Raw genomic sequence first — 20,611 nt, forward strand, 5'->3', positions numbered from 1 at the left:
GTGATCGTGACGGTTCGCGAACCCGGCTCGTCCCCATAGCGAAACACCCCGCTGCACGCGCATGCGGGAGGTTGACGAAACGACGAACTCGTGGCATCCACCGTTCCCGCGCCGCGGCCACCGTCGGAGCGCGCGGAGCGGCCCCGCACGTTCGGCCCCGCCCACCGCGCGCGCCGGTAACGTCGTGGACACACCCCGATCGAAGGACGCCCATGCGCATCGCCCTCACCGGCTCATCCGGAAAACTCGGCACCGTTGTCGCGCGCGAGCTGCGCGCGGCCGGCCACGAGGTCATCGGGCTCGACGTCCGCGGCGACCGCGGACCCGGGTTCGTCCAGGTCGAGCTCACCGACTACGGGCAGGTGATCGACGCTCTTGCCGGCGTCAACGATCAGCACGACGGCATCGACGCGCTCGTCCACCTCGGGGCGATCCCTGCGCCCGGCATCCGGTCGGATGTCGCGACGTTCCACAACAACATGACGAGCACGTTCAATGTGTTCTGGGCGGCCGTGCGATTGGGCATCGACCGTATCGTCTACGCCTCGAGCGAGACCGTGCTGGGGCTGCCCTTCGACGTCGATCCGCCCTACATCCCGGTCGACGAGGAGTACGCGCCGCGTCCCGAGTCGGTGTACTCGCTCGTGAAGGTGCTGGAGGAGCACCTGGCGGCAGAGCTGGTGCGGTGGCATCCGGAACTCTCGATCACGGCGTTGCGCTTCTCGAACGTCATGGTGCCCGAGGATTACGCCGAGTTCCCCTTCGACGCCGACGCCCGCACCCGCAAATGGAACCTGTGGGGCTACATCGATGCGCGCGACGGCGCTCACGCGGTGCAACGCGCGTTGGAGCACGCCCCCGCCGGTTTCGACCGGTTCATCATCGCGGCCGCCGACACCGTGATGACGCGTCCGAACGCGGAGCTCGTGGCCGAGGTCTTCCCCGACGTCGAGACACGGATCGATCTGGGCGGCACCGATACGCTCCTGTCGATCGAGAAGGCGCGACGTCTGCTGGGATACGAACCGCGGCACTCCTGGCGCGACCACCGCTGACAGCCGCGGGTGCTTCGGCGGCACCGTCGCGCCGGAGCCGACGACGGCCCGGCCTGTGGCCGCGCCCCGTCACGGTGTGCTCTGCACCGGGCGGGTCATCCCCAGGGGCGCTCGGAGCGTCGACGCCAGTACAGATCGGGGTCGACCGCCAGCCGCCGTCGCGTGGCGTCGTCGACCCGCACCGCGGGGGCATCGACGCCACGACGCAGCTGCGCCCGGGTCGCGGCCCCGCTGAGGACGATGTCGACGCCGGCCCGCGCCCGCGCCGCGCCGATGGCGAAGGAGTCGGGGGATAGCCCTGCCGCGGCCGCCGCCACCCGCACACCGTCGGAATCGCCGGCCGCGAGCTCGCCGTTGGCGAGCGCCTCTTTGACCACGACGATCCAGCCGTCGTCGTGGGCACGGGCGAGGGCCGGGCCCACGGAACCCTCGCGGAGGTTCCACGTCGCCTGCACCACCGAGAAGGGCGTCGCCTCGAGGGTTCGCGCCGCATCGAGCACCGCCGCCTGACGCGGCCCGCTTGTCGACAGGCCCACCCGCACGCCGGTGCCGGCGAGGCGACGGAGGTCCTCGAGCAGGTCCGCGTCGCTCAGGGCCGGGCTGTCGGCGGTGACGGAGTGGACCAGATAGATGTCGGGGGTCCTGCCCAGGGCCGCGAGCGTCTCCGGCCACTGCCGTCGGAACATCGCCACCGAGTGCTCTTTGCGCTCGTGGACCTCGGCATCCATCCGCCAGTCACCGACGTACGCGTACCCCCACTTCGACCCGATCGTCAGGTCAGCGGCCCGTTCGGGGTGGCGACGCAGCCAGGCCCCGAGGAACTCCTCGGCGTAGCCGTACGACCGGGCGACGTCCACGTAGCGGATGCCGAGGTCCCACGCGGCGTCGAGCAGGTCGTGGCTGCGCGCACGCATCGCCTCGATCGTCCGTTCGGCGGGATCGCCGAGGTCGCCGTCGCGACCGGCCGTGATGTACGCGGGCCGTCCCACCGCGGCGAGGCCGAGGCCGAGGCTCGCCGGGGAAACGGGCGCGTCGCTCATGTCACGACGCTACCTGCTGCCGCCGACGCTCCGGCCGCGAGCCGCGCCCGGAGGTCAGCCGCGGCGGCGCGGCGGAGTGCCCATTCGTGCCCGACGCGAGTTCGTCCAGTAGAAGATCGGCGTGAGCACGAGCGTGATCGACGCCATCGCGATCACGATCGTCAGCACCTGGTGCTGGCTCATCAGCGCGACGATGAGGTATCCGCAGCTGGCGGCGAGAGCCATGATGAAGCTGTTGAACCAGAGGCGGCCCTTGCTGACGGCGGGGGTCGGTGCGGACATGGGAGCTCCTGTCGTTCGGGGTGATCAGCGCGGCGTGAATGCCGCGAGCAGACGTTCGGGATTCCGGTCGAGGACGGTGCCGCTCACCCGGGTCGACACGACGGCCGCGGCGGCCGCGAGCACGAGCGCCACGCCGAGCACCGCCTCGATCGGCACGACCGCCGTGATCGCGGTGTTCACCCATCCGACGCCGTAGACCGCCGCGAAGGCGACGGCGAAGCCGGCGAGCATGCGCACGGACAGGGTGCTGCGATCGCCCTGGGGCGCCTCCTGGTCGTAGGGGTTCCACGCGCTGCACGCCGCTCCGACCGCGAACGACAACAGCAGCGCCGCGAGCGCCGAAACCAGCGCGAGCGGGATCTGGTCGGCCTGTCCCGTCGCGATCCCCAGACCGATCGTGAGCAGGGCCACGCCGGGGACGAGGAACAGCGACACCGCGAGGAGCTTGCCCCGCAGCACGCTCGCGAGCGATCCGCCGGTCTGCACGGTGAGCTCGACGCCCCGCCCGTCGAACCCGAACAGGTTGAGCAGAGCGCTGGCCCCCATCGCCACCGCGCCGACGGCCGCCGCGAACGCCAGCCCTGTCGTGTGGACCTGGGCGCCGGCGAACATGACGCCGATGACGGGACCGAGCACCACGAACTGCGCCGCTCGCGGTGCACGGAAGAAGTAGTAGCGCAGATGCTGGCTGGCCGCCGCGACGACGGGGCCGGCGCGCAGACCGCGCAGCACGAGAGGAACGAGGGCCAACTCAGCCGTGGAGCGGCGGTGCCCGGACGCCACGGCTCGTGCCGTTCGTCCCCTCACGTGCAGGTGCAGCGCGAGACCCCACAGCAGCAGCGCGAGAACGATCGAGACGATCACGACGATCAGCCGCGCGAGCGCCCCGACCGGATCGCCGCTGTCGAGGACGTAGCCGAGCGCACCGGCGGCACCGGGCGGCGTCCACGTCAGGATCGTGACCAGGATCGCCCCGGCATCCTCCGCCGCGCCCAACAGCGGCCGCAGCAGGTGCGGCAGGACGTAGAGGGCCACGATGACCAGCGTCGACAGGGCCACGGCGACGTCTCGACCGCGACGGGCGGAGAGCGCTTCGGCGAACAACGCCCGAACCGCCGATGACGTCGAGACGCAGAGGACGCTGAACAGCAGCGCGGCAATGACCGCCACGATCCTGTCCACGAGTGCGACGTTCGTGGCGGCGACTCCACCCGCGGCGGTGAGGAAGGTCGCTGCGGCCGCGGGGGAGACCAGACCGCCCAGCAGCAGTCCCGTCACCTGCTGCACCCGGCTCAGCGGGTACTGCTCGAGCACCGCCGGATCGACGATGTTCGAGGTCGGCACGGGCGTCGCGATCGGCAGGACCACCCATCCACCGAAGACGGCGACGAACAGCAGCAGGACGAGCAGATCACCGAACGGCGATCCCCCGGAGTCGAGGAACGCGACGAGGAATCCTCCCGCGAGCCCGCCCAGGATGCCGAGCGCCCAGGCGAGCACGAACACGACGATGCCGAGACTCGACGCGCGCGCGCCACCGATCTGGAGCGCGAGCTTCAGGCGGGCGAGGACGAGAGCCACGACAGGTCCCCTTCGGCGAGCTCGCGCCCACCGACGATGTCGACGAACGCGTCCTGGAGCGATCCTCCGTGCGAAAGCTCGGCGACCGTGCCCTCTGCGACGAGGGCACCGCCGGCGATGATCGCAACGCGGTCACACAGCTTCTGCACCACGTCGAGAACGTGGCTCGAGAACACCACGGTGCCTCCGCCTTGGCGGAAACGTTGCAGCATCTGCTCCATCACCTGGGTGTTGACCGGGTCGAGTGCCCCGAACGGCTCGTCCAGGATGAGGACGCGCGGCGCATGCAGCATCGCGACGGCGAGACCCACACGTTTGGTCATCCCGAGGGAGAAGTCGGCGATCGGTCGACCGGCGTCGGCTTCCAGGTCGAGCACTCGCAGGAGGTCGTCGCCTCGGGTGCGGATGTCGTCGGTCGCCATCCCCCGCAGCATGCCCGCATAGTCGAGCATCTCCCGGGCAGTCAGCCGACCGAACAGCGGCGGGTTGTCGGCGACGTACCCGAGCACCGCCTTCGCGCGGCGGGGATGGGGCCACACCGAGATCCCGGCGACCTCGATCGAACCGGCATCCGGCTCGAGCAGTCCGGTGATCATGCGGATCGAGGTCGTCTTGCCCGCCCCGTTGGGTCCGGCGATGCCGTAGAACGAGCCTTCGGGAATCGTGAGATTCAGACCGCCGACGCTGGTCACGTCACCGGACTTCTTGACCACGCCCGTGGCCCGGATAGCCTCCCCCATGACGCTGAGATTAGGGGTAACCGCGCAGCGTCCGCCGCCGATTTCGCGATGCGGCTCGTTCCTGCGTGTCGCGACCATACGCGGCGGGGCCACCGGCGACCCGGTGGCCGTTTGTCGGAGGCCGGACGTACCGTGGTCTCCCTCGGCCGGAGAAAGGCACCGGCACGCCGTGACGCAGTGGCATCCGATCCTCGCCGCCATCGAGGGCCCCACCGGCACCTGGCGCATGGTCGACCCTCACGGGCACGAGTACGGACGTGTCGAGATCCGCCGCGTCGCCCCCGACCGGGTCATGTACAAGGCCATGCACGACGGCGCGATCATCGGGTGGGCGAGCACCCTGCGCCTGGCGTGCTTCAAGGTGCACATGGCGTTCCTCTCGTCGCTCCGCCCCGGCGGCGGGCCCGCAGCCGACTGGGGAGAACTCACCGGAAATGGCCGTCGATGAAAGGACAGGTCTACGAAGGCCCGCGTTCACGTCGACGCAACCTTCGCGTGTCGGAAAAGAGTTCTCCGGGTGCCACGATGAGCCGGGAGAGGAGAAGGATGCCACGCGTTCGGACCATCACGCACGGGTACCGCCTCGCCACCGGGTGGGAGAGGGTCCGGCGTCGCCCTCTGACGCCCGAGAACGCGCAGGAACTGCGCTCGCAGGGGTACACGATGGTCATGGCCAAGCGCGGGCCGTTCGACTCGCGCGAGGTCTCTCTGAACCAGATCCTCCCGCCACGATAGGCGCGAATCCGGCCGCTTCCCGGCGGGTGACGCGACCACGTCGCCCCGCACGGACCATCTTGGGTCATCTGTTCAGGGAGGACGGATGTGGTAGCGGGAGCGGGGCTTGAACCCGCGACCTCACGATTATGAGTCGTGCGCTCTCACCAACTGAGCTACCCCGCCGCGCGGCATCCCCGGCGAGGGAGATGCTGTGAGCCCCGAGTCAGGATTGAACTGACGACCCCTTCCTTACCATGGAAGTGCTCTGCCACTGAGCTATCGGGGCGTACCCGGATCTTTCCGGGCAACTAGAAGAGGATATCAGAGCCGAGCCGTCATCCTCGAATCGGGTCAACCTCCGGTGTGCTGGCGCAGCCACGGCAGCGGGTCGATGGCGGTCGTCCCGTTCTGCAGCAGCTCGAAGTGCGTGTGCGCGCCGAAGGAGCGACCCGTATTGCCCGTGCGTCCGAGGAACGTGCCGACCTTGACCTTCTGGCCGGGCGTCACCTGCAGCGAGCCGTACTGCATGTGCGCGTAGCGGCTCGAGATCAGCTGACCGTCGATCTCGTGATCGATGAGCACGGTGACGCCGAAGGCGCCGCCGCTCTCGGTCGCGATGCGGACGGTTCCGTCGGCGATCGCCTGGATGGGCGACCCGTCGCCGGGGACGAAGTCGACGCCTTCGTGCATCCGACCGTCGCGCATGCCGAAGCCATATGTGATGGGCACGCCCACCGCGAACGGCCACTGGATGGGCGCGGTCGGGTCGTTGACGAAGAAGTTCGAGAAGTTCTTGATGCCCGAGTCGGCGGCCATCTGCGCATAGGTTGCGGCGCTGTACCCGTCGGCGCGGTCGACCACGCCGGCCTGCGTCTCGGCAGGAGCGACGTAGGCCTGGATGGCGCCATCGGAGACGTCGCCGCCCGTGACGGCGAGATTCTGAGTGGTCGCCTCGACGCTTGCGACGTTGGCGGTGCCGCTGGCCGAAGCGAGCGCGCTCACCGGCATGGTCATACCGACGGTCATCAGGCCGACCAGGCCCATGACGCCGATCGAGAAGGACGCGGCCGCGGTGCGGCGACCGTTGCGCCGACGGGGTGCGGCATCCAGAGGCAGGCCCTGCGTCACCGGGCGCGTCGACTCGGCGACCGGATCGACGACCGGCTGCGGCACAGCCGTCTCCCCCCTGAAGGCGAACAGCCGCGCAGCGGCTTCGAACTCGTCGGCGATGTCGTCCCCGGCAGGGGCGTCGGCTGCGGCGACGCGGGGAGGCTGCGCCGCGTCAGGGCGCTGGTCATCGATCCGAGCCTCGGTCGACTCCGGGGCCTGGACGGTGGCGGGACGACGGCGGCTGCGGCGCGTCGCCGGGAGGGTGATCGGCGAGGTCGGCAGCGTGACCGGTGTGGTCGCCTCGGTCGCATCGGCGCTCTGCAGGATCACCGCGACGTCGTCGTCGGAGCCGCGCTCGTCGACGACCGTCACCTCGAGAGCGTCGGACGACGCGACTCCGGATGCCTCGTCCTCGGTCGTCATCCCCGTTGGCGCGTCCGCCTCCGCCGGGGCGGCGGGCGCGGCGACAGCACGGGAGGACCGGCGACGAGGGGCGGGAAGAGTGGGTTCGATCGTCGCAGCGATCACCGTCTCGACGACCGCCGCGGCGACCTGTTCGACGATCTCGGGCTGCGATGCCGCAGCGGCGTCGACCGGCGCCGTGTCGAACGCGACCGGCGGGGCGGCCGAAGCCGCCTCCGGGACGACCGCGATCGACGCAGCGTGACGACGCCTTTCGGCGCGCGTCGACTCGGTCGTGACGGGCGCAGCGGAGGGTCGACTGGATCGCCGGGTGCGGGCGGGTTCAGTCTCGGGGGCTTCTGACGGCAACGCGCGGGGCTCTCGTGTCGTGTCGCGAGCGCGACGGCTTCGGGCTTTTCGGGCTTCTGCCATTTCCGCGGGTTCGGGTCGCGAAAATAACGATCAGGTAAACACCCTACCCCGAGCTGACTGGGAATGCCATCAACGCCCGCGACTCACAGCTCCGGTTCGAGGAGCTTCGCGAGCCGGCCGTAGAAGCCGGGGCCGGCGGCGATCACCATCTCCTTGCCAGGACGCCCGCCCGGCGCGCCACCGACCGTGCCGCCGGCTTCCTCCACCAGCAGCACCCCCGCGGCGTGATCCCACGGATGGGTGCCCTTCTCGTAATAGGCATCCATCCGTCCGGCGGCGACGGAGGCGAGATCGAGCGATGCGGCACCGATACGGCGGATGTCGCGGGCGATGGGCATGACCCGAGCCAGCCGCTCGAGCGTCGGAGCATGGGTGGCGGGGTCGTAGCCGAACCCGGTGGCGATGAGTCCCCCGGCGGGCCCGACCTCGGAAGTGACCGACAGACGCTCGTCGCCGAGCCACGCGCCGCCACCGCGCGAGGCACGGAACATCTCGCCCGAGACGGGGTTGTAGACGACCCCCGCCACGGCGCTCCACGTCGCCGGGTCGGCGGATCCTTCCACCGCGGCGATGCTCACCGCCCACGCCGGGATCCCATAGGCGTAGTTCACGGTGCCGTCGATCGGATCGACGACCCAGGTGATGCCGCTGCGGCTCTCCTGTGCGGTGGACTCCTCGCCGAAGAACCCGTCCTCCGGGCGCTCGCGCTCCAGCTCGGCACGGACGAACGCCTCGACCTCGCGATCCGCCGCCGTGACGATATCGGCCGCGACCGACTTCGTGGCGATCTCCAGCCCCTCGCGTCGGCGCCGGGCCGCCAGATCACCGGCTTGCCGGGCGATACGGGCGGCGATGTCGAGCAGATCTGCGGCGAGAGTCATGGCATCCACGCTACTGGGACGCCAGCCCTGGGCGGCCCCGATCCGGATCGCTAGCGTGGGGGCATGAATGCCCCGGAGACCACTCGATACGACGTCGTCATCGTCGGCGGCGGCCACAACGCGCTCGTGGCGGCCGCCTACCTCGCCCGCGCCGGACGGTCGGTGGTGGTCCTGGAGCGACAGGATGCCGTCGGTGGCGCGGCCGTCTCGGAGCGGCCGTGGCGGGGCGTCGATGCTCGGCTCTCGCGGTACTCGTACCTGGTGAGCCTGCTGCCGCGGAAGATCATCGACGACCTGGGGCTGCGCATCGAACTGCGGCGCCGCCGCTACTCCTCCTACACACCCGATCCGTCCGACCCCACCCGGGGCATCCTCATCGACACCCAGGATGCCGAGGCCACCGCCGCCTCGTTCGCGCGCACGCTCGGCGATACCGCGGAGGCGCGGCGTTTCGCGGCCTTCGGCGAGCGGCTGGCGCCGCTGGGTCGTGCGGTGTTCCCGACTCTGACCGAGCCGCTGCCCACCGCCGAGGAGCTGCGTCGACGCATCGACGACGACGACCTGTGGAAAGCACTGACGGAGCGCCCCCTCGGCGACCTGTTGCGCGCGTCGCTCGAGAGCGACCTGGCTCGCGGCATCGCACTGACAGATGGACTCATCGGTACGTTCACGTCGTCGGACGATCCCTCACTCGCGCAGAACCGATGCTTCCTCTACCACGTCATCGGGGGCGAGACCGGCCACTGGGACGTTCCCGTCGGCGGGATGGGTGCCGTCACGGCGGAATTGGAGCGCGCCGCACGCGAAGCCGGAGTCGAGATCCGAACGGGTGTCGAGGTCATCTCGGTCTCACCGTCGGGCGAAGTCCACGGCGTGACCGACCGGTCGGAGGCCTACGTCGGCGACGTGGTGCTCAGCGGCGTCGGCCGGGCCGTCCTCGCGCGATTGCTCACCGCCGGCGGCGCGCCCAGCGAGGCGCCCGAGCCCGAAGGTGCGCAGATCAAGGTCAACATGCTGCTGTCCCGTCTGCCGCGACTGAAGGACACTTCGGTCGCCCCCGAGGCCGCGTTCGCCGGGACGTTCCACGTGAACGAGACGATGACCCAGTTGGATGCCGCCTACGTCACGGCATCCGCGGGCCTCGTGCCCGAGCCGCTGCCGGCCGAGATCTACTGCCACTCGCTCACGGATCCATCGATCCTCGGCGAGGAGCTGCGGGCCAGCGGAGCGCAGACCCTCACGCTCTTCGGCCTTCAGGTACCGCACCGACTCATCGACGGTGAGGATCCGGTCGCCGCGGGAGCCCGGCTGCTCGCCGCGGCGCAGCAGTCGCTGGACTCCGTGCTCGCCGAGCCGCTGCGGGACTGCATCGTCGAGGCCCCCGACGGACGCCTGTGCATCGAGGCCCGCACCACGACCGACCTCGAGCGCTCGCTGGGGATGATCGGAGGCGACATCTTCCACGGTGGACTCTCGTGGCCGTGGCTCGACGGAGCCGACGCCGCACGGGATCCCGCCGAGCTCGGCCCCGCCGAGCGGTGGGGCGTGGAGACCGAGCACGGCCGCGTGCTCGTGTGCGGCTCCTCCGCCCGCCGGGGCGGAGCCGTGAGCGGTATCGGTGGGCACAACGCGGCGATGGCCGCGCTGGAGATCCTCGGGCGAGGGTAGGGCTGGGTGGTCCCTGGATCGCCGCCCGGGCGGACGCGGGAGGGGCCGGCGGGTCGGGGCTGAAGGACCCTGGATCGCCGCCCGGGCGGACGCGGGACGGGCCGGTGGGTCGGGGCTGGAGGACCCTGGATCGCCGCCTGGGCGGACGCGGCAGGGGCCGGCGGGTCGGCCGGGGAGGGCCGATGCCTGGGCCGGAGAAAGGGCGGTTCGATGCGTCGCCGAAGCCGCCGTCTGCGGCCGCGACGCTCGCTCCGAGCAGGTGATCGACCGGGCAGGGCGGGTGAAAACACCCCAATGGTTCGAAGATATGTTCTAGCCTCGAACCATGCCCCCGATCCCCTCGCACGACTCGTTCTGGGCGGCCGATGCCCCCGACCACGAGCGACTGCGCTCCCTCGTCGAGGCGATCCGCCACGAGTCGATGAGGGCGGCCCGCGTCCATGCCTCGCTCGTGAAGCTTCGGAGCGAGGCGCTGCAGATCGCGCTCGACCAGGTCGCTCGCGCGCGATCGAGGAACAGCCGTGAGAGGGAGATGCCGATCCGATCCCTGGCGCTCGAAGTCGCTGTCGCGACACGCAGCCACGACCTGACGGTGCAGAGAGAACTGTCCGACGCGCACACCCTCACCGAGAAGTTCGCGGCCACCGTGGAAGCCCTTGCGGAGGGGCGCATCGGCGTGCGGCATGCGCAGGCCATCCTCGATACGGGCGTCGTGCTCGACGATGACGAGACGCGTGCGGGGTGGGAGCAGGTCGTCCTCGCGCGGGCGGAGCGCGATTCCCCCGGGCGCGTGCGCGCCTTCGGGCGCGAGCTCGCCGAGAGCGTGCACCCGGTGGGCATGACCGAACGGCACGCACGCGCGGCCGTCACCCGCGGTGTGAGCGTGCGCGATCTGGCCGACGGCATGGCCGAGCTGAGTGTGATCCTGCCGGTGACGGTCGCCTACGGCATCCGTGATCGTCTCCGCCGCCAAGCCGCGGCCATCCGCGCGGCGATGGACGACGGGGCAGACGCGGCCGAGACTGCGGACTCTTCGACCGACGGCGACCCGACAGACACACGCACACTCGCGCAGATCGGCGCCGACCTCTGCGCCGACCTGCTGCTCACCGCGACGCCGACCGTCGACCCGACCGCCGACGCCTCGTCTCCCGGGGGGTTGGGCGCGATCCGCGGACACGTGCAGATCACCGTGCCCGTGCTGACCCTCTTAGGGCGCTCCGACGTGGGAGCCAGCATCGACGGTCTGACGCCCATCGATCCCACCACCGCGCGACAGCTCGCCGCCCATGCGCCCGGGTGGGATCGCGTCCTGTGCGATCCCGTGACGGGCACCGTGCTCGAAGTCGACCGGTACACACCCACGACATCGCAACGTCGGTTCCTGGCAGCCCGCGACCGGCACTGCCGAGCTCCCGGATGCCGCACTCCGATCGCGCGCTGCCAGATCGATCACAACCATGAGGCTCACGACGGCGGTGCGACGCATCTCGGCAATCTGAGCCACCTCTGCGTACGACATCACACGCTCAAGACCGAGACCGAGTGGACCGTCACACAAGACCCCGATGGGACGCTGCGGTTCCACAGTCCTCTCGGACAAGAGCGGCGCGAGAAGCTGCCGCCCCGGGTGGTCTTCGTGCCCGATGCCGATCCCCCGCCGTTCTGACCACACCCTGCTGGGCGCGGATCCAACGGTCGTTGAACCCGATTCGACGTCCGCAGATCGGTCGCGCCATTGCACGCATGGCGCGTCCGGTCATCGAGACCACGATCACCCGACGAGGCGGTTACCTCTGCCCAGGGCGCCGCGCGCGCAGAACATCCGCCACGACGGCGAGCGCTTCCACGAGGTGCGGCGTCGTCGGCTCGGCGTACCCCAGAACGACGCCGGCGGGCAGGTCCGCCGGGGCGCCGGGGACGGCGTAGCCCGACAGCCCGGAGACGAGGACTCCCCGCTCCGCGATCGCGGCAACCACGGCGTCCTCCTCCCCCACCGCCGCCGCGGCGGACAACGTCGACCCACCACGCCCGTCATCCGCCGCCGATCCACCGAGGAGGACCACGGCATGCAGTCCACCGTTCACCGCCGCGAGCTCGACACCCGTGACCGGCTGCAGGGCCTCCAGGACGAGCCGCCGACGGTGGCGGTAGTCGCGACGCCGACGAGCGGTGTGCCGCGCGAGCGAGCCGTTCGCCAGGTACGACGCGATCGCGTGCTGCAAGACCCCCGAGACGGGCAGGTCGAGGTCTGCCCGTGCCGCCGCGAGGCGGCCGTGCGCCGCCCCCGAAGCGATCATCCACCCGCAGCGCAGGGCGGGGCTCAGCAGCTTCGACACGCTGCCGATGAGTACGACCCCCTGCGGGTCGAGGAACCGCAGGGGTGGCAGCGGTGCCCGCCCGTGGGGGAACTCGCTGTCATAGTCGTCCTCGATGACCACCGTGCCGGTGTCACGCGCCCAGGCGGTCAGGCGCGCACGCGCCGTGGCATCCATCCGGCTGCCGAGCGGGTAGTGATGGTGCGGCGTGACGACGACGGCGTCCAGGTCCCGATGCTGCTCGACGGCATCCAGGTCGAGGCCTCCGTCGAGGGTCACCGGCAAGGGAACGGCCTCGACACCGGCCCGCGCCAGGACCGTGCGCACGCGTGGATACCCCGGGTTCTCGACCCCGAACCGGCCGGGCCCGCGCATCGGGAGCGCCAGCGCCGCCAAGAGCAGGGCGTCGCTCGTCCCCGCGGTGACGATCACCTCGCTCGGATCGACGGAGAGCCCCCGGGTGCGTGCGAGATGTCTCGCGATCTCCTCGCGCAGAGCGGGCAGCCCCATCTCGTCGTCGACGTCGGGCGCCGGATCGAAGGCGCTCGCCCGCCTCCAGGCCGACCGCCACGCCGCGTCGGAGAGTCCCCGGGTACCGGGCCGTCCCGGTCGCAGATCGATCACAGGGGCGCGGGGGGAAACCTGGGGGCTCGACGCGTCCACGGTCGCGGTCGGGTGCGACGGGATGACGGCGACCGTCGTCCGCGCGCCGGGCCGCGCCACGAGGTACCCCTCACCGGTGAGGGTCTCGAAGGCAGCGACCACGGTGCCGCGCGCGACGCCCAGGTCTTCGGCGAGCGATCGCGACGAGGGGAGGGTCTCCCCCGCGGCGAGCCGCCCCTCGACGATCGCGGCACGCAGCCCCTGCGTGAGCTGTACGTGCAGGGGAACGGGCGACGAACGATCCAGGATGCCGGATGAGATCACGGCCGCCAGTCTCGCACTGGTCCAGTCGAATCACCGAGAATCGGCCTAGGGAACGGTCCGCTGGAACGACGCCAATCGAGGCATGGCCGACTTGTCCCGCACCTTGCCCCTCACCCCGCTCACCACCGTCCGCCGCCTGCCCCACCACCAGGTCACCGATCGCGCCGCGCTCTACGACATCATCGACGGCGCGCTCGCGGGAACCCTCGCGATCGTGCGCGACGGCCGACCGGTCGCCCTACCCGTCGGGATCGGTCGCGACGGCGACGACGTCCTCGTCCACGGCTCCACCGGCAGTGACTTCTTCCGGCGGATCGCCGCCGGCGCGCCGGTCTGCCTCACCGTCACGCACCTGCTCGGGCTGAAGTACGCCCGTTCGCTGTTCGACAGTTCCATGCGCTACCGCTGCGCGGTCGTGCACGCAGTGGCATCCGTGGTCCCTCCCGAGGAGAAGGAACGTGCGCTCCTGAATCTGTCGGAGCGCCTCATGCCGGGCCGCGGGGCCGAAGTACGCCCCATGACGACGCGGGAGCTCGCCGCGACCCTCGTGCTTCGTCTGCCGTTGACCGAGGCCAGCGTGAAGGACAACGCCACCTCGCTCGTCGAGGAGGACGACGACGGCGAGGACCGCGCCGTATGGGCCGGCACGCTCCCCCTCCGGGTCGTCGCCGGCGATCCGGTCACCTCCGCACAGACCATGCCGGGGACGGCGATCCCCCCGTCGGTCCGTCGCGCCGCCGAGCGGGTCGCGGTCGGCGGCACGACCTAGGCCGAGGTCAGGGCGTGACGAGCGGCGGCACGGCGTACCGTCGCGGCGTGCCGAAACGGTGCGCGGTGATGGACACCGCCTGCTCGCGCAGGAACGGCAGCAGCTCCACCTCGCCGGCGCGCGTCGGCGCGTCCGCGTAGAGAGCGACGGCGGGTGACCCCGAAGTGTCCTCGGCGAACCGTTGCGGCGAGCCCCCGAGCAGACGCACCCGACCGCCGGTGCGCGCCAGCCGCGCCGCCCGTCGCGCCCACGCCGGCGCGTCCTCGATCTCGTACGGAACCCCCGAGCCCTCGAGCCACGCCCGCACCGCGGGCGTCAACGCCCGGCCGCTGCTCACGGTGAGCGTCGACCCGACGCGCACTCCGGCGGCGACAACGCGCACGAGGTCCGCGTCGCGCGCGTCCTCCAGGCGCACCGTCACCGGCACGGGTGCGTACCGCAGCACGTTCTGCTCCGACTCCAGCCCCGTGACATCGCGGGCCTGGGCGAACTGCGCCCCCCACGCGGCGGCATCGGATGCCAGAGCGGACGCCACCCACTCGCGATCCGCGGCGGGGACCGCTGCCGTCGCGGGTCCGGCGAGCGCGTCCGTTCCCCGGGGCGCCGACGGCTCGGCATCCGTCCACGAGCCGAACCCGAAGAGGTAGTGCGGTCCGCCGGCCTTGGTTCCCGCGCCCACGGCGGACTTCTTCCATCCGCCGAACGGCTGTCGCTGCACGATGGCGCCGGTCGTGCCGCGATTGACGTAGACGTTGCCGGCCTCGATGCGCGCCAGCCACCGTTGGATCTCGGCGTCGTCGAGCGCGTGGAGACCCGACGTGAGGCCATACTCGATCGCGTTCACGGCCTCGATCGCCTCGTCGAGGGTGTCGGCCGTCATGATGCCGAGAACGGGACCGAAGTATTCGGTGCGGTGGAACTCGCTGCCCGGTTGCACGCCCTCACGGATGCCGGGACGCCACAGTCGTCCGTCATCGTCCAGACGGCGCGGCTCGACGACCCAGCGCTGACCCGGCTCGAGCGTCGTCAGCGCGCGCAGCAGCTTCCCCTGCGCGGGCTCGATGAGCGGTCCGACGCGCGCCGCATCGTCCCACGGCATCCCGACCTCCAGCGAGGTGACCGCGTCGACGAGCTGGTCGCGGAAGCGGCGCGAGGTCGCGACCGACCCCACGAGCACGACGAGCGAGGCCGCCGAGCACTTCTGGCCGGCGTGCCCGAACGCCGACAGCGCGACGTCCTTCGCGGCGAGGTCCAGGTCGGCGCTCGGGGTCACGATGACGGCGTTCTTGCCGCTCGTCTCGGCCAGCAGCGGCAAGTCGGGGCGGAACGAGCGGAACAGCTCCGCCGTCTCATACGCTCCGGTGAGCACGACCCGCTCCACGTCCGGGTGGGTGAGCAGCTGCCGGCCCAGGTCCTTCTCCGAGACCTGCACGAGTGTCAGCACGTCCCGAGGGACACCCGCCTCCCACAGGGCTTCGACCATGACCGCGCCGGAGCGCTCGGCGAGTGCGGCCGGTTTGATGACCACGGCAGAGCCGGCGGCGAGGGCGGCGAGGGTCGAGCCGGCCGGGATCGCCACGGGGAAGTTCCACGGCGGGGTCACCACGGTGAGCCCCACGGGAGTGAAACGGGCGCCGTCGACGCGGTCGAGGCGGCGCGCCTGCTCGGCGTAATAGTGCGCGAAGTCGATGGCCTCCGACACCTCGGGGTCGCTCTGCTCGACGACCTTGCCGCACTCGGAGCCCATGACCTCGATGAGGTCGGCACGGCGGGCCTCCAGCACGTCGCCGGCCCGGTGCAGGATCTCGGCACGCGCGTCGGCGCCGAGATCGCGCCACGCGGCGGCGGCACCCGCGGCATCCCGGATGCGTTCGTCGAGCACCGCCTCGTCCGCGACGGTGTGCGCGGCGATCGTGTCGGCACCGAGGCGCGAGGACGACATGCGTGACACGATCCCCGCGGCCCACTCCCGGTTCGCCGCGATGGCGGGGTCGGAGTCCGGGGTGTTGCGGAAGCCCGTGCGGGGCGCCTGCGCGGGCGCCGAGGTGCGATCCTGCACGCGGTGCGACGTGGGGACGCCGGTCGGCATGTCGGCGAGCGAGGCGAGGAAGCGGTCGCACTCCCGGGCGAACAGCGCCTCGTGGGTGCCGAGGTCGAACACGGCCGACATGAAGTTCTCGCTCGAGGCACCCTCCTCGAGACGACGGATGAGATAGGCGATCGCGACGTCGAACTCCTGCGGGTGCACCACCGGCGTGTACAGCAGGATCGAGCCCACCGTGCGCCGCACGACGGCCTGCTGCGCGGTGGCCATGCCCAGCAGCATCTCCACGTCGATGCCGCCGGTCACCCCGCGGCGCTCCGCGAGGAGCCACGCCAGCGCCACGTCGAAGAGGTTGTGACCGGCGACGCCGATGCGCACGTGCGCGGTGCGCTCGGGACGGAGGGCGTAGTCGAGCACCGCCTTGTACGAGGCATCCGTCGCCTGCTTCGACGGCCACGTCGCGAGAGGCCAGTCGTGCACGTCGGCATCCACGCGTTCCATCGGCAGGTTCGCACCCTTGACGACCCGCACCTTGATCGGAGCACCACCGGATGCCACCCGCGCGGCGGCCCACTCCTGCAGGCGGATCATGGCGGCCAGGGCGTCCGGAAGGTACGCCTGCAGGACGATTCCGGCCTCCACGTCGTGGAACTCCGACTCGCCGAGGAGCGTCTCGAAGACCGCGAGGGTCAGGTCGAGGTCCTTGAACTCCTCCATGTCGAGGTTGAGGAAGGTCCCGGTCTCCTTCGCCACACGGTAGAGCGGACGCAGGGCCGAGACGGCGTCGGCGACCGCGGCTTCGAAGGCCCACGGGGTGTGCGGCGCGACGGTCGAGGACACCTTGATCGAGACGTAGTCGACGTCGTCGCGGGCGAGAAGTCGCCGGGTGCCCTCGAGTCGCCTCGCGGCCTCCTTCTTGCCGAGGATCGCCTCGCCGAGCAGATTGACGTTGAGCCGGATGCCGTCTCCGCGACCGCGGATCGCGGCGATGGCGTCGCCGAGACGGCGGTCGCTCGCATCGACGATGAGGTGACGCACCATCGAGCGCAGCGCCGTGCGCGCGGCGGGCACCACGACTCGCGGCAGGACCGGCGCCGTCAGCGCTCCGAGCCGGATCGCGGCCTTCAGGTGAAGGGGCAGGAAGTCGGGGACCAGCGGGGCGAGTCGGGCGAGGTTGGCCGCGGCGACCCGCAGGTCTTCGGGCCGAACGACGCCGTCGACGAACCCCACCGTGAAAGCGAGCCCGTTCGGATCCCGCAGCACACCGGCGAGCCGGGTGGCGGCCGCGTCGACGGGCTCGGAACGGCTGTCGGCGAGCCAGCGGCGAACCAGGGCCACGGCGTCGGCTGCCAGGTCGGCCGGAGCGATCTCCGTGGGCGTGACTTCGGTGAGCGACATGGGGATCCTTCCTCGGATGCCCTCAGTGTGCGGCCGACGTACGATCGAGAAAAGCGATGATTTGCGAACAGTATTGTTCGGTGATGTCGAAGGGAAGATCATGTTCGACCTGCGCCGTCTCCGGCTGCTGCACGAACTGTCGATGCGCGGCACCCTGGCGTCGGTCGCCGACGCGCTCTCCTTCAGCCCTTCGACGATCTCGCAGCAGCTCGCGCAGCTCGAACGCGAGGCCGGTGTCGCGCTCCTCGAGCCCGACGGACGGCGCGTCCGCCTCACCGCGCAGGGCGAGGCCCTGGCCGCCCACGCGGCGCGCATGCTCGCCGCCGACGAGGCCGCGCGGGCCGAGATCGAGTCGCTACAGCCGTCGCTGGCACCCGTGCGCCTGGCCGTGATGCAGTCCGCAGCGCACGGGCTCGTGCCTCGCGCGCTCGACGTGCTCGCCGCGACCGAGCCGGGGCTCCGCGTCGAGATCGCCGAGCTGGCTCCGGAGGAAAGCTTGTTCGAGGTCGCCGCCCGCGGCTTCGACCTGGCTGTGGCCGAGCAGTACCCCGGGCACACGCGCGAGCAGCGAGCACTGCTGGAGCGACGGACACTGGGGCGGGATGCCATCCGCCTCGCCGTGGCGCACGGCGACCCCGCCGCGTCGCTGGCCGACCTGCGCGATCGCGCGTGGGTGATGGAGCCGGAGGGGACCGCCGCGCGCCACTGGGCGACGCAGCAGTGCCGCGCCGCCGGGTTCGAGCCCGACGTTCGGTTCGAGCTGGCCGACCTGACCGCGCACGTGCGCCTCGTGGCCTCCGGTCACGCCGTCGGGATGATCCCCGCGCTCGTCTTCGGGGGCGACGAACCCGCCACCCGGGCGATCGACCTCCCCGAACGGCCTCGCCGCGAGATCTTCACCGCGGTGCGCCGGGGCACGGCGGACCGGCCGGGCATCCGCGCGGTGCGGGCGGCCCTGCACGCGGCGTTCGACCGCGTGCCGGGGATCAGCGCGGAGTCAGCGTCGCGCGGATGATGCGCTGGAGCGCGTCGGCGAAGCCATCCGTGGTCGCCGCGGTCTCTGCGTCGACCGCACGATCGACGTCGCGGGCGAAGCGGTCCAGTTCCGACCACGGCACCGCCTCGAGGTCGATCTCGAGGTAGATGTGGTTCGCCCGGCGGTCCTCGGTGTCGAGTTCGCGACGCAGCAGATCCCGCTCGACGAGCCGATCCACGAGCGTGGTCACTCCGGCCGACGTCACGCCGAGGTGTTCTCGCAACTCCGAGGGGCGGATGCCGGGCCGGTCGCGGATACGCCGCAGGGCGCGCACCTCGGTCTCGTTGAGCCGCAGCTCGGCGCGCGCGGCCGCCTCCGCGGAGCGCCGAGCCTCGACGAAGGCGTCGAGCGCCAGGGAGAGGGCGGGGCGCGGGGACATGGCTCCACCCTAGCGACCGCTGGTTAATGCCGTAAATATCTCACAGCACTATTTAACTGAATTAGATAGTGCTACCTTCGGGCCCATGGCCCTGCTCTATTACGGCACCGATGTCGCTCCGGTCACCTTCCCCGACCGGCTGTTGGCCTACGTCAAGGTGATCACCGCCACGAAGCTCCGGCGCGGCGAGTCTTTCACCCTCACCTGGGTCGGAGACCCCGACACGAGCGGACGTTCTGCCATCTGGCTGCACCCCTCGATCCCGCTGCGCTTCGTGTTCGACGCGACCGAGGCCGATCAGCTCGCGAGCGAGTATCTGCGAGTCCTCGCCGAGCAGGCGAGCGCCTCAGCGGGCCTCGTGGTCGACCTGCGCAGCTGGGAGGACGACGAGCGCGCCGTCTCGTCCCCTGCCGCCCCGCGCACCCCTTCGGTGGGGCCGGCTGGGTCGGCGCGCGCCGCATAGCCTGTCCGGCGGGCGACGCAGAGCATGCCCCACCTCGCCGGGTAACCGCACGGGCACGGCGCTCGAGACGACGTCACGGGCGCTGCGGAGGACCGATGCGGCGGGGGAGCCCCGAGGGATCGAGGCTCCCCCGCCGTGTAGTCCGGGGATCAGCGGGTCAGCGCGATCTCGTTGGGCGTGACCTCCAGTTCCGCGCTCGTCAGCACGCGCCCGCTGGTGAGATCGACCGCGTGCACCGCGTTCTTCGCGGGCTCGGTCACGTAGGCGATATCGCCGCTGACCTTGATCGCGGGGTGGGGGTCCTGCCACTCGACTGGCCCCTCCCAGGGGTCGATCACGGGGAAGGCATCCGTGAAGGCCCCGGCCTCGGGGTCGAAGACGTGGATCGCCCCGTCGGAGGCGAGGATGTAGCCGAGGTCACCGGGGCCGCGCGCGAGGTCGCGGAAGGTGTACTCGGCGCCGTCGGGCATGTCGACGACGGTCTGCGTCTTGGCCGCGGTGTCGATGAGCGCCACGCGGTTCAGCAGGTATCCCTCGGCATCCCGGTCGTCCTTGTAGTCGCCGATCACCAGGGGGCTCGTCTCGCTGACGAACAGGTTTCCGGTGCGGCCGTAGGGCTGATCGGGGGCGTCGAGCTTGGTGATCTCGCCGTCGTCGAAGATCAGCGCGCCGTTCTCGCACCCGAAGACCACGACCTCGTCCTGAGCGGTGCCCTCACCGTGGACGCCGGGGCAGTCGGCGCTCTCGGCGATGGTCGCGCCCGACGGATCCTTCACGACGATGCCCGTGCGTCCGTCGGCGTTGCCCACGGTCGTGACGAAGGAGCCGTCCTCGAGCACGATCGAGACGCCGTGGTGCGCCTCGACGCCGGGGATCGTCTCCGTCGGGGGGAGCTCGTCCGCGGATGCCAGCAGGGCGTCGGTGTCGAACACGGTGGTGTCGCTCGTGCCGTCGGCGTACAGCACGGTCTTGCCGCCGTGCACCACGACGTGTCCCGCCTTCTCGGCCGGGAAGACCAGATCGGTGAGGACGGGGGCGTCCTCGGCGGTACCGGCATCCAGCACCTGGAAGCCGGCGCTGGTGGTCACCATGACGTGCCGGCCGTCGCCGGCGGGGTTCAACCGCGTGAACTCCTCGGAGTCGACGTCGCCGACGACCTCGAGGGTCTCGCCGTCGAGCACGATGATGCCGCCGGCGTACGACAGCGCCACACGTGTGCCGGTCTCACCTGCCGTAGCCGACGAGCCGGGGACGGGGACGGCCGATCCACCGCCCGCGCCACCGGAGCAGGCGGTGAGTCCGACGACGGCACCGACCGCGAGCGCGAGCACGCCCGCGTGACGGAGGGAAAGGGTGCGCATGTGATTCC

19 protein-coding genes and 2 tRNA genes are annotated in these 20,611 nt (G+C 71.3%); 9 read left to right on the plus strand and 12 right to left on the minus strand.

Translation table 11 applies throughout. The annotated features are described in order from the left end of the window. Nucleotides 1-212 precede the first annotated feature (212 nt). Nucleotides 213-1,055 (plus strand): NAD-dependent epimerase/dehydratase family protein, encoded by an 843-nt coding sequence (locus LL239_RS13630; RefSeq protein ID WP_228163987.1) that lies wholly within the window; start codon nt 213-215, stop codon nt 1,053-1,055. A 95-nt stretch (nt 1,056-1,150) separates the two neighbouring features. Here the strand turns inward: LL239_RS13630 and LL239_RS13635 are convergent, their stop codons facing one another. From LL239_RS13635 to LL239_RS13650, 4 genes are read right to left on the minus strand one after another with little or no spacing between them, the layout of a single operon-like run. Beyond that, nucleotides 1,151-2,095 carry an aldo/keto reductase gene (locus LL239_RS13635; protein WP_228163988.1) on the minus strand — a complete coding sequence of 315 codons (945 nt, stop codon included), beginning with the start codon at nt 2,093-2,095 and terminating at the stop codon, nt 1,151-1,153. Nucleotides 2,096-2,149: 54 nt separating this feature from the next. Next, a complete protein-coding gene (locus LL239_RS13640) occupies nt 2,150-2,377 on the minus strand; it encodes a hypothetical protein (RefSeq protein ID WP_228163989.1) in 228 nt (75 codons plus the stop codon). Nucleotides 2,378-2,401: 24 nt separating this feature from the next. Beyond that, nucleotides 2,402-3,958, minus strand: coding sequence for a hypothetical protein (locus tag LL239_RS13645; RefSeq protein WP_228163990.1), 1,557 nt, complete (start codon nt 3,956-3,958; stop codon nt 2,402-2,404). Next, nucleotides 3,934-4,698, minus strand: a complete 765-nt coding sequence (locus LL239_RS13650; protein ID WP_228163991.1) for an ABC transporter ATP-binding protein — start codon at nt 4,696-4,698, stop codon at nt 3,934-3,936. The genes LL239_RS13645 and LL239_RS13650 overlap by 25 nt, the downstream gene beginning before the upstream one ends. Nucleotides 4,699-4,867: 169 nt before the next feature. On the opposite strand from LL239_RS13650, the gene LL239_RS13655 reads away from it, so the two are divergent. Together LL239_RS13655 and LL239_RS13660 are read left to right on the plus strand one after the other, a co-directional pair. Further along, entirely contained in the window at nt 4,868-5,146 is a 279-nt protein-coding gene (locus LL239_RS13655) for a hypothetical protein (protein WP_228163992.1), read from the plus strand. A 98-nt stretch (nt 5,147-5,244) separates the two neighbouring features. Next, nucleotides 5,245-5,433, plus strand: coding sequence for an alternative tryptophan synthase beta-subunit (locus LL239_RS13660; RefSeq protein ID WP_228163993.1), 189 nt, complete (start codon nt 5,245-5,247; stop codon nt 5,431-5,433). 88 nt (nt 5,434-5,521) lie between these two features. On the opposite strand, the gene LL239_RS13665 is transcribed toward LL239_RS13660, so the two are convergent. The 3 genes from LL239_RS13665 to LL239_RS13675 form a co-directional block, all read right to left on the minus strand. Next, a tRNA-Met gene (locus LL239_RS13665) sits at nt 5,522-5,598 on the minus strand. A 31-nt stretch (nt 5,599-5,629) separates the two neighbouring features. Next, nucleotides 5,630-5,701, minus strand: a tRNA-Thr gene (locus LL239_RS13670). Nucleotides 5,702-5,766: 65 nt separating this feature from the next. Continuing rightward, a complete protein-coding gene (locus LL239_RS13675) occupies nt 5,767-6,948 on the minus strand; it encodes a M23 family metallopeptidase (RefSeq protein WP_228163994.1) in 1,182 nt (393 codons plus the stop codon). 79 nt (nt 6,949-7,027) lie between these two features. Here LL239_RS13675 and LL239_RS13680 point away from each other — a divergent pair, with 79 nt between their 5' ends. Next, nucleotides 7,028-7,192 (plus strand): hypothetical protein, encoded by a 165-nt coding sequence (locus LL239_RS13680; protein ID WP_228163995.1) that lies wholly within the window; start codon nt 7,028-7,030, stop codon nt 7,190-7,192. Between the two features lie 250 nt (nt 7,193-7,442). Here the strand turns inward: LL239_RS13680 and LL239_RS13685 are convergent, their stop codons facing one another. After that, complete coding sequence (locus LL239_RS13685) at nt 7,443-8,240, minus strand: inositol monophosphatase family protein (RefSeq protein WP_228163996.1); 798 nt, start codon at nt 8,238-8,240, stop codon at nt 7,443-7,445. A gap of 63 nt (nt 8,241-8,303) precedes the next feature. On the opposite strand from LL239_RS13685, the gene LL239_RS13690 reads away from it, so the two are divergent. Both LL239_RS13690 and LL239_RS13695 read left to right on the plus strand, forming a co-directional pair. Next, the gene (locus LL239_RS13690) at nt 8,304-9,908 is read left to right on the plus strand and encodes a phytoene desaturase family protein (RefSeq protein WP_228163997.1); all 1,605 of its coding nucleotides are present in this window, start codon (nt 8,304-8,306) and stop codon (nt 9,906-9,908) included. Nucleotides 9,909-10,233: 325 nt separating this feature from the next. Next, a complete protein-coding gene (locus LL239_RS13695) occupies nt 10,234-11,577 on the plus strand; it encodes an HNH endonuclease signature motif containing protein (protein WP_228163998.1) in 1,344 nt (447 codons plus the stop codon). Nucleotides 11,578-11,698: 121 nt separating this feature from the next. On the opposite strand, the gene pdxR is transcribed toward LL239_RS13695, so the two are convergent. Beyond that, a complete protein-coding gene (gene pdxR / locus LL239_RS13700; protein ID WP_228163999.1) occupies nt 11,699-13,153 on the minus strand; it encodes a MocR-like pyridoxine biosynthesis transcription factor PdxR in 1,455 nt (484 codons plus the stop codon). A gap of 82 nt (nt 13,154-13,235) precedes the next feature. Here pdxR and LL239_RS13705 point away from each other — a divergent pair, with 82 nt between their 5' ends. Further along, nucleotides 13,236-13,922, plus strand: coding sequence for a pyridoxamine 5'-phosphate oxidase family protein (locus LL239_RS13705; RefSeq protein WP_228164000.1), 687 nt, complete (start codon nt 13,236-13,238; stop codon nt 13,920-13,922). Nucleotides 13,923-13,929: 7 nt separating this feature from the next. Here LL239_RS13705 and LL239_RS13710 read toward each other — a convergent pair whose 3' ends face one another. Continuing rightward, nucleotides 13,930-17,364 carry a bifunctional proline dehydrogenase/L-glutamate gamma-semialdehyde dehydrogenase gene (locus LL239_RS13710; RefSeq protein ID WP_228164001.1) on the minus strand — a complete coding sequence of 1,145 codons (3,435 nt, stop codon included), beginning with the start codon at nt 17,362-17,364 and terminating at the stop codon, nt 13,930-13,932. A 100-nt stretch (nt 17,365-17,464) separates the two neighbouring features. On the opposite strand from LL239_RS13710, the gene LL239_RS13715 reads away from it, so the two are divergent. Beyond that, nucleotides 17,465-18,379: a LysR family transcriptional regulator gene (locus tag LL239_RS13715; RefSeq protein WP_228164002.1), complete on the plus strand. Its 915-nt coding sequence runs from the start codon at nt 17,465-17,467 to the stop codon at nt 18,377-18,379. Here the strand turns inward: LL239_RS13715 and LL239_RS13720 are convergent. Then, nucleotides 18,351-18,779 carry a MarR family winged helix-turn-helix transcriptional regulator gene (locus LL239_RS13720; protein WP_228164003.1) on the minus strand — a complete coding sequence of 143 codons (429 nt, stop codon included), beginning with the start codon at nt 18,777-18,779 and terminating at the stop codon, nt 18,351-18,353. The genes LL239_RS13715 and LL239_RS13720 overlap by 29 nt on opposite strands. A gap of 85 nt (nt 18,780-18,864) precedes the next feature. Between LL239_RS13720 and LL239_RS13725 the strand changes: the two genes are divergently transcribed. Further along, on the plus strand, nt 18,865-19,242 hold the full coding sequence (locus tag LL239_RS13725; protein ID WP_228164004.1) for a DUF7882 family protein: 378 nt from the start codon (nt 18,865-18,867) through the stop codon (nt 19,240-19,242). A 149-nt stretch (nt 19,243-19,391) separates the two neighbouring features. Here LL239_RS13725 and aztD read toward each other — a convergent pair whose 3' ends face one another. Further along, nucleotides 19,392-20,603 carry a zinc metallochaperone AztD gene (gene aztD, locus LL239_RS13730; RefSeq protein WP_228164005.1) on the minus strand — a complete coding sequence of 404 codons (1,212 nt, stop codon included), beginning with the start codon at nt 20,601-20,603 and terminating at the stop codon, nt 19,392-19,394. Between the last annotated feature and the right edge of the window lie 8 nt (nt 20,604-20,611).

The organism is Microbacterium testaceum, from assembly GCF_020781835.1.
In the GTDB taxonomy this organism is placed as follows: domain Bacteria; phylum Actinomycetota; class Actinomycetes; order Actinomycetales; family Microbacteriaceae; genus Microbacterium; species Microbacterium testaceum_H.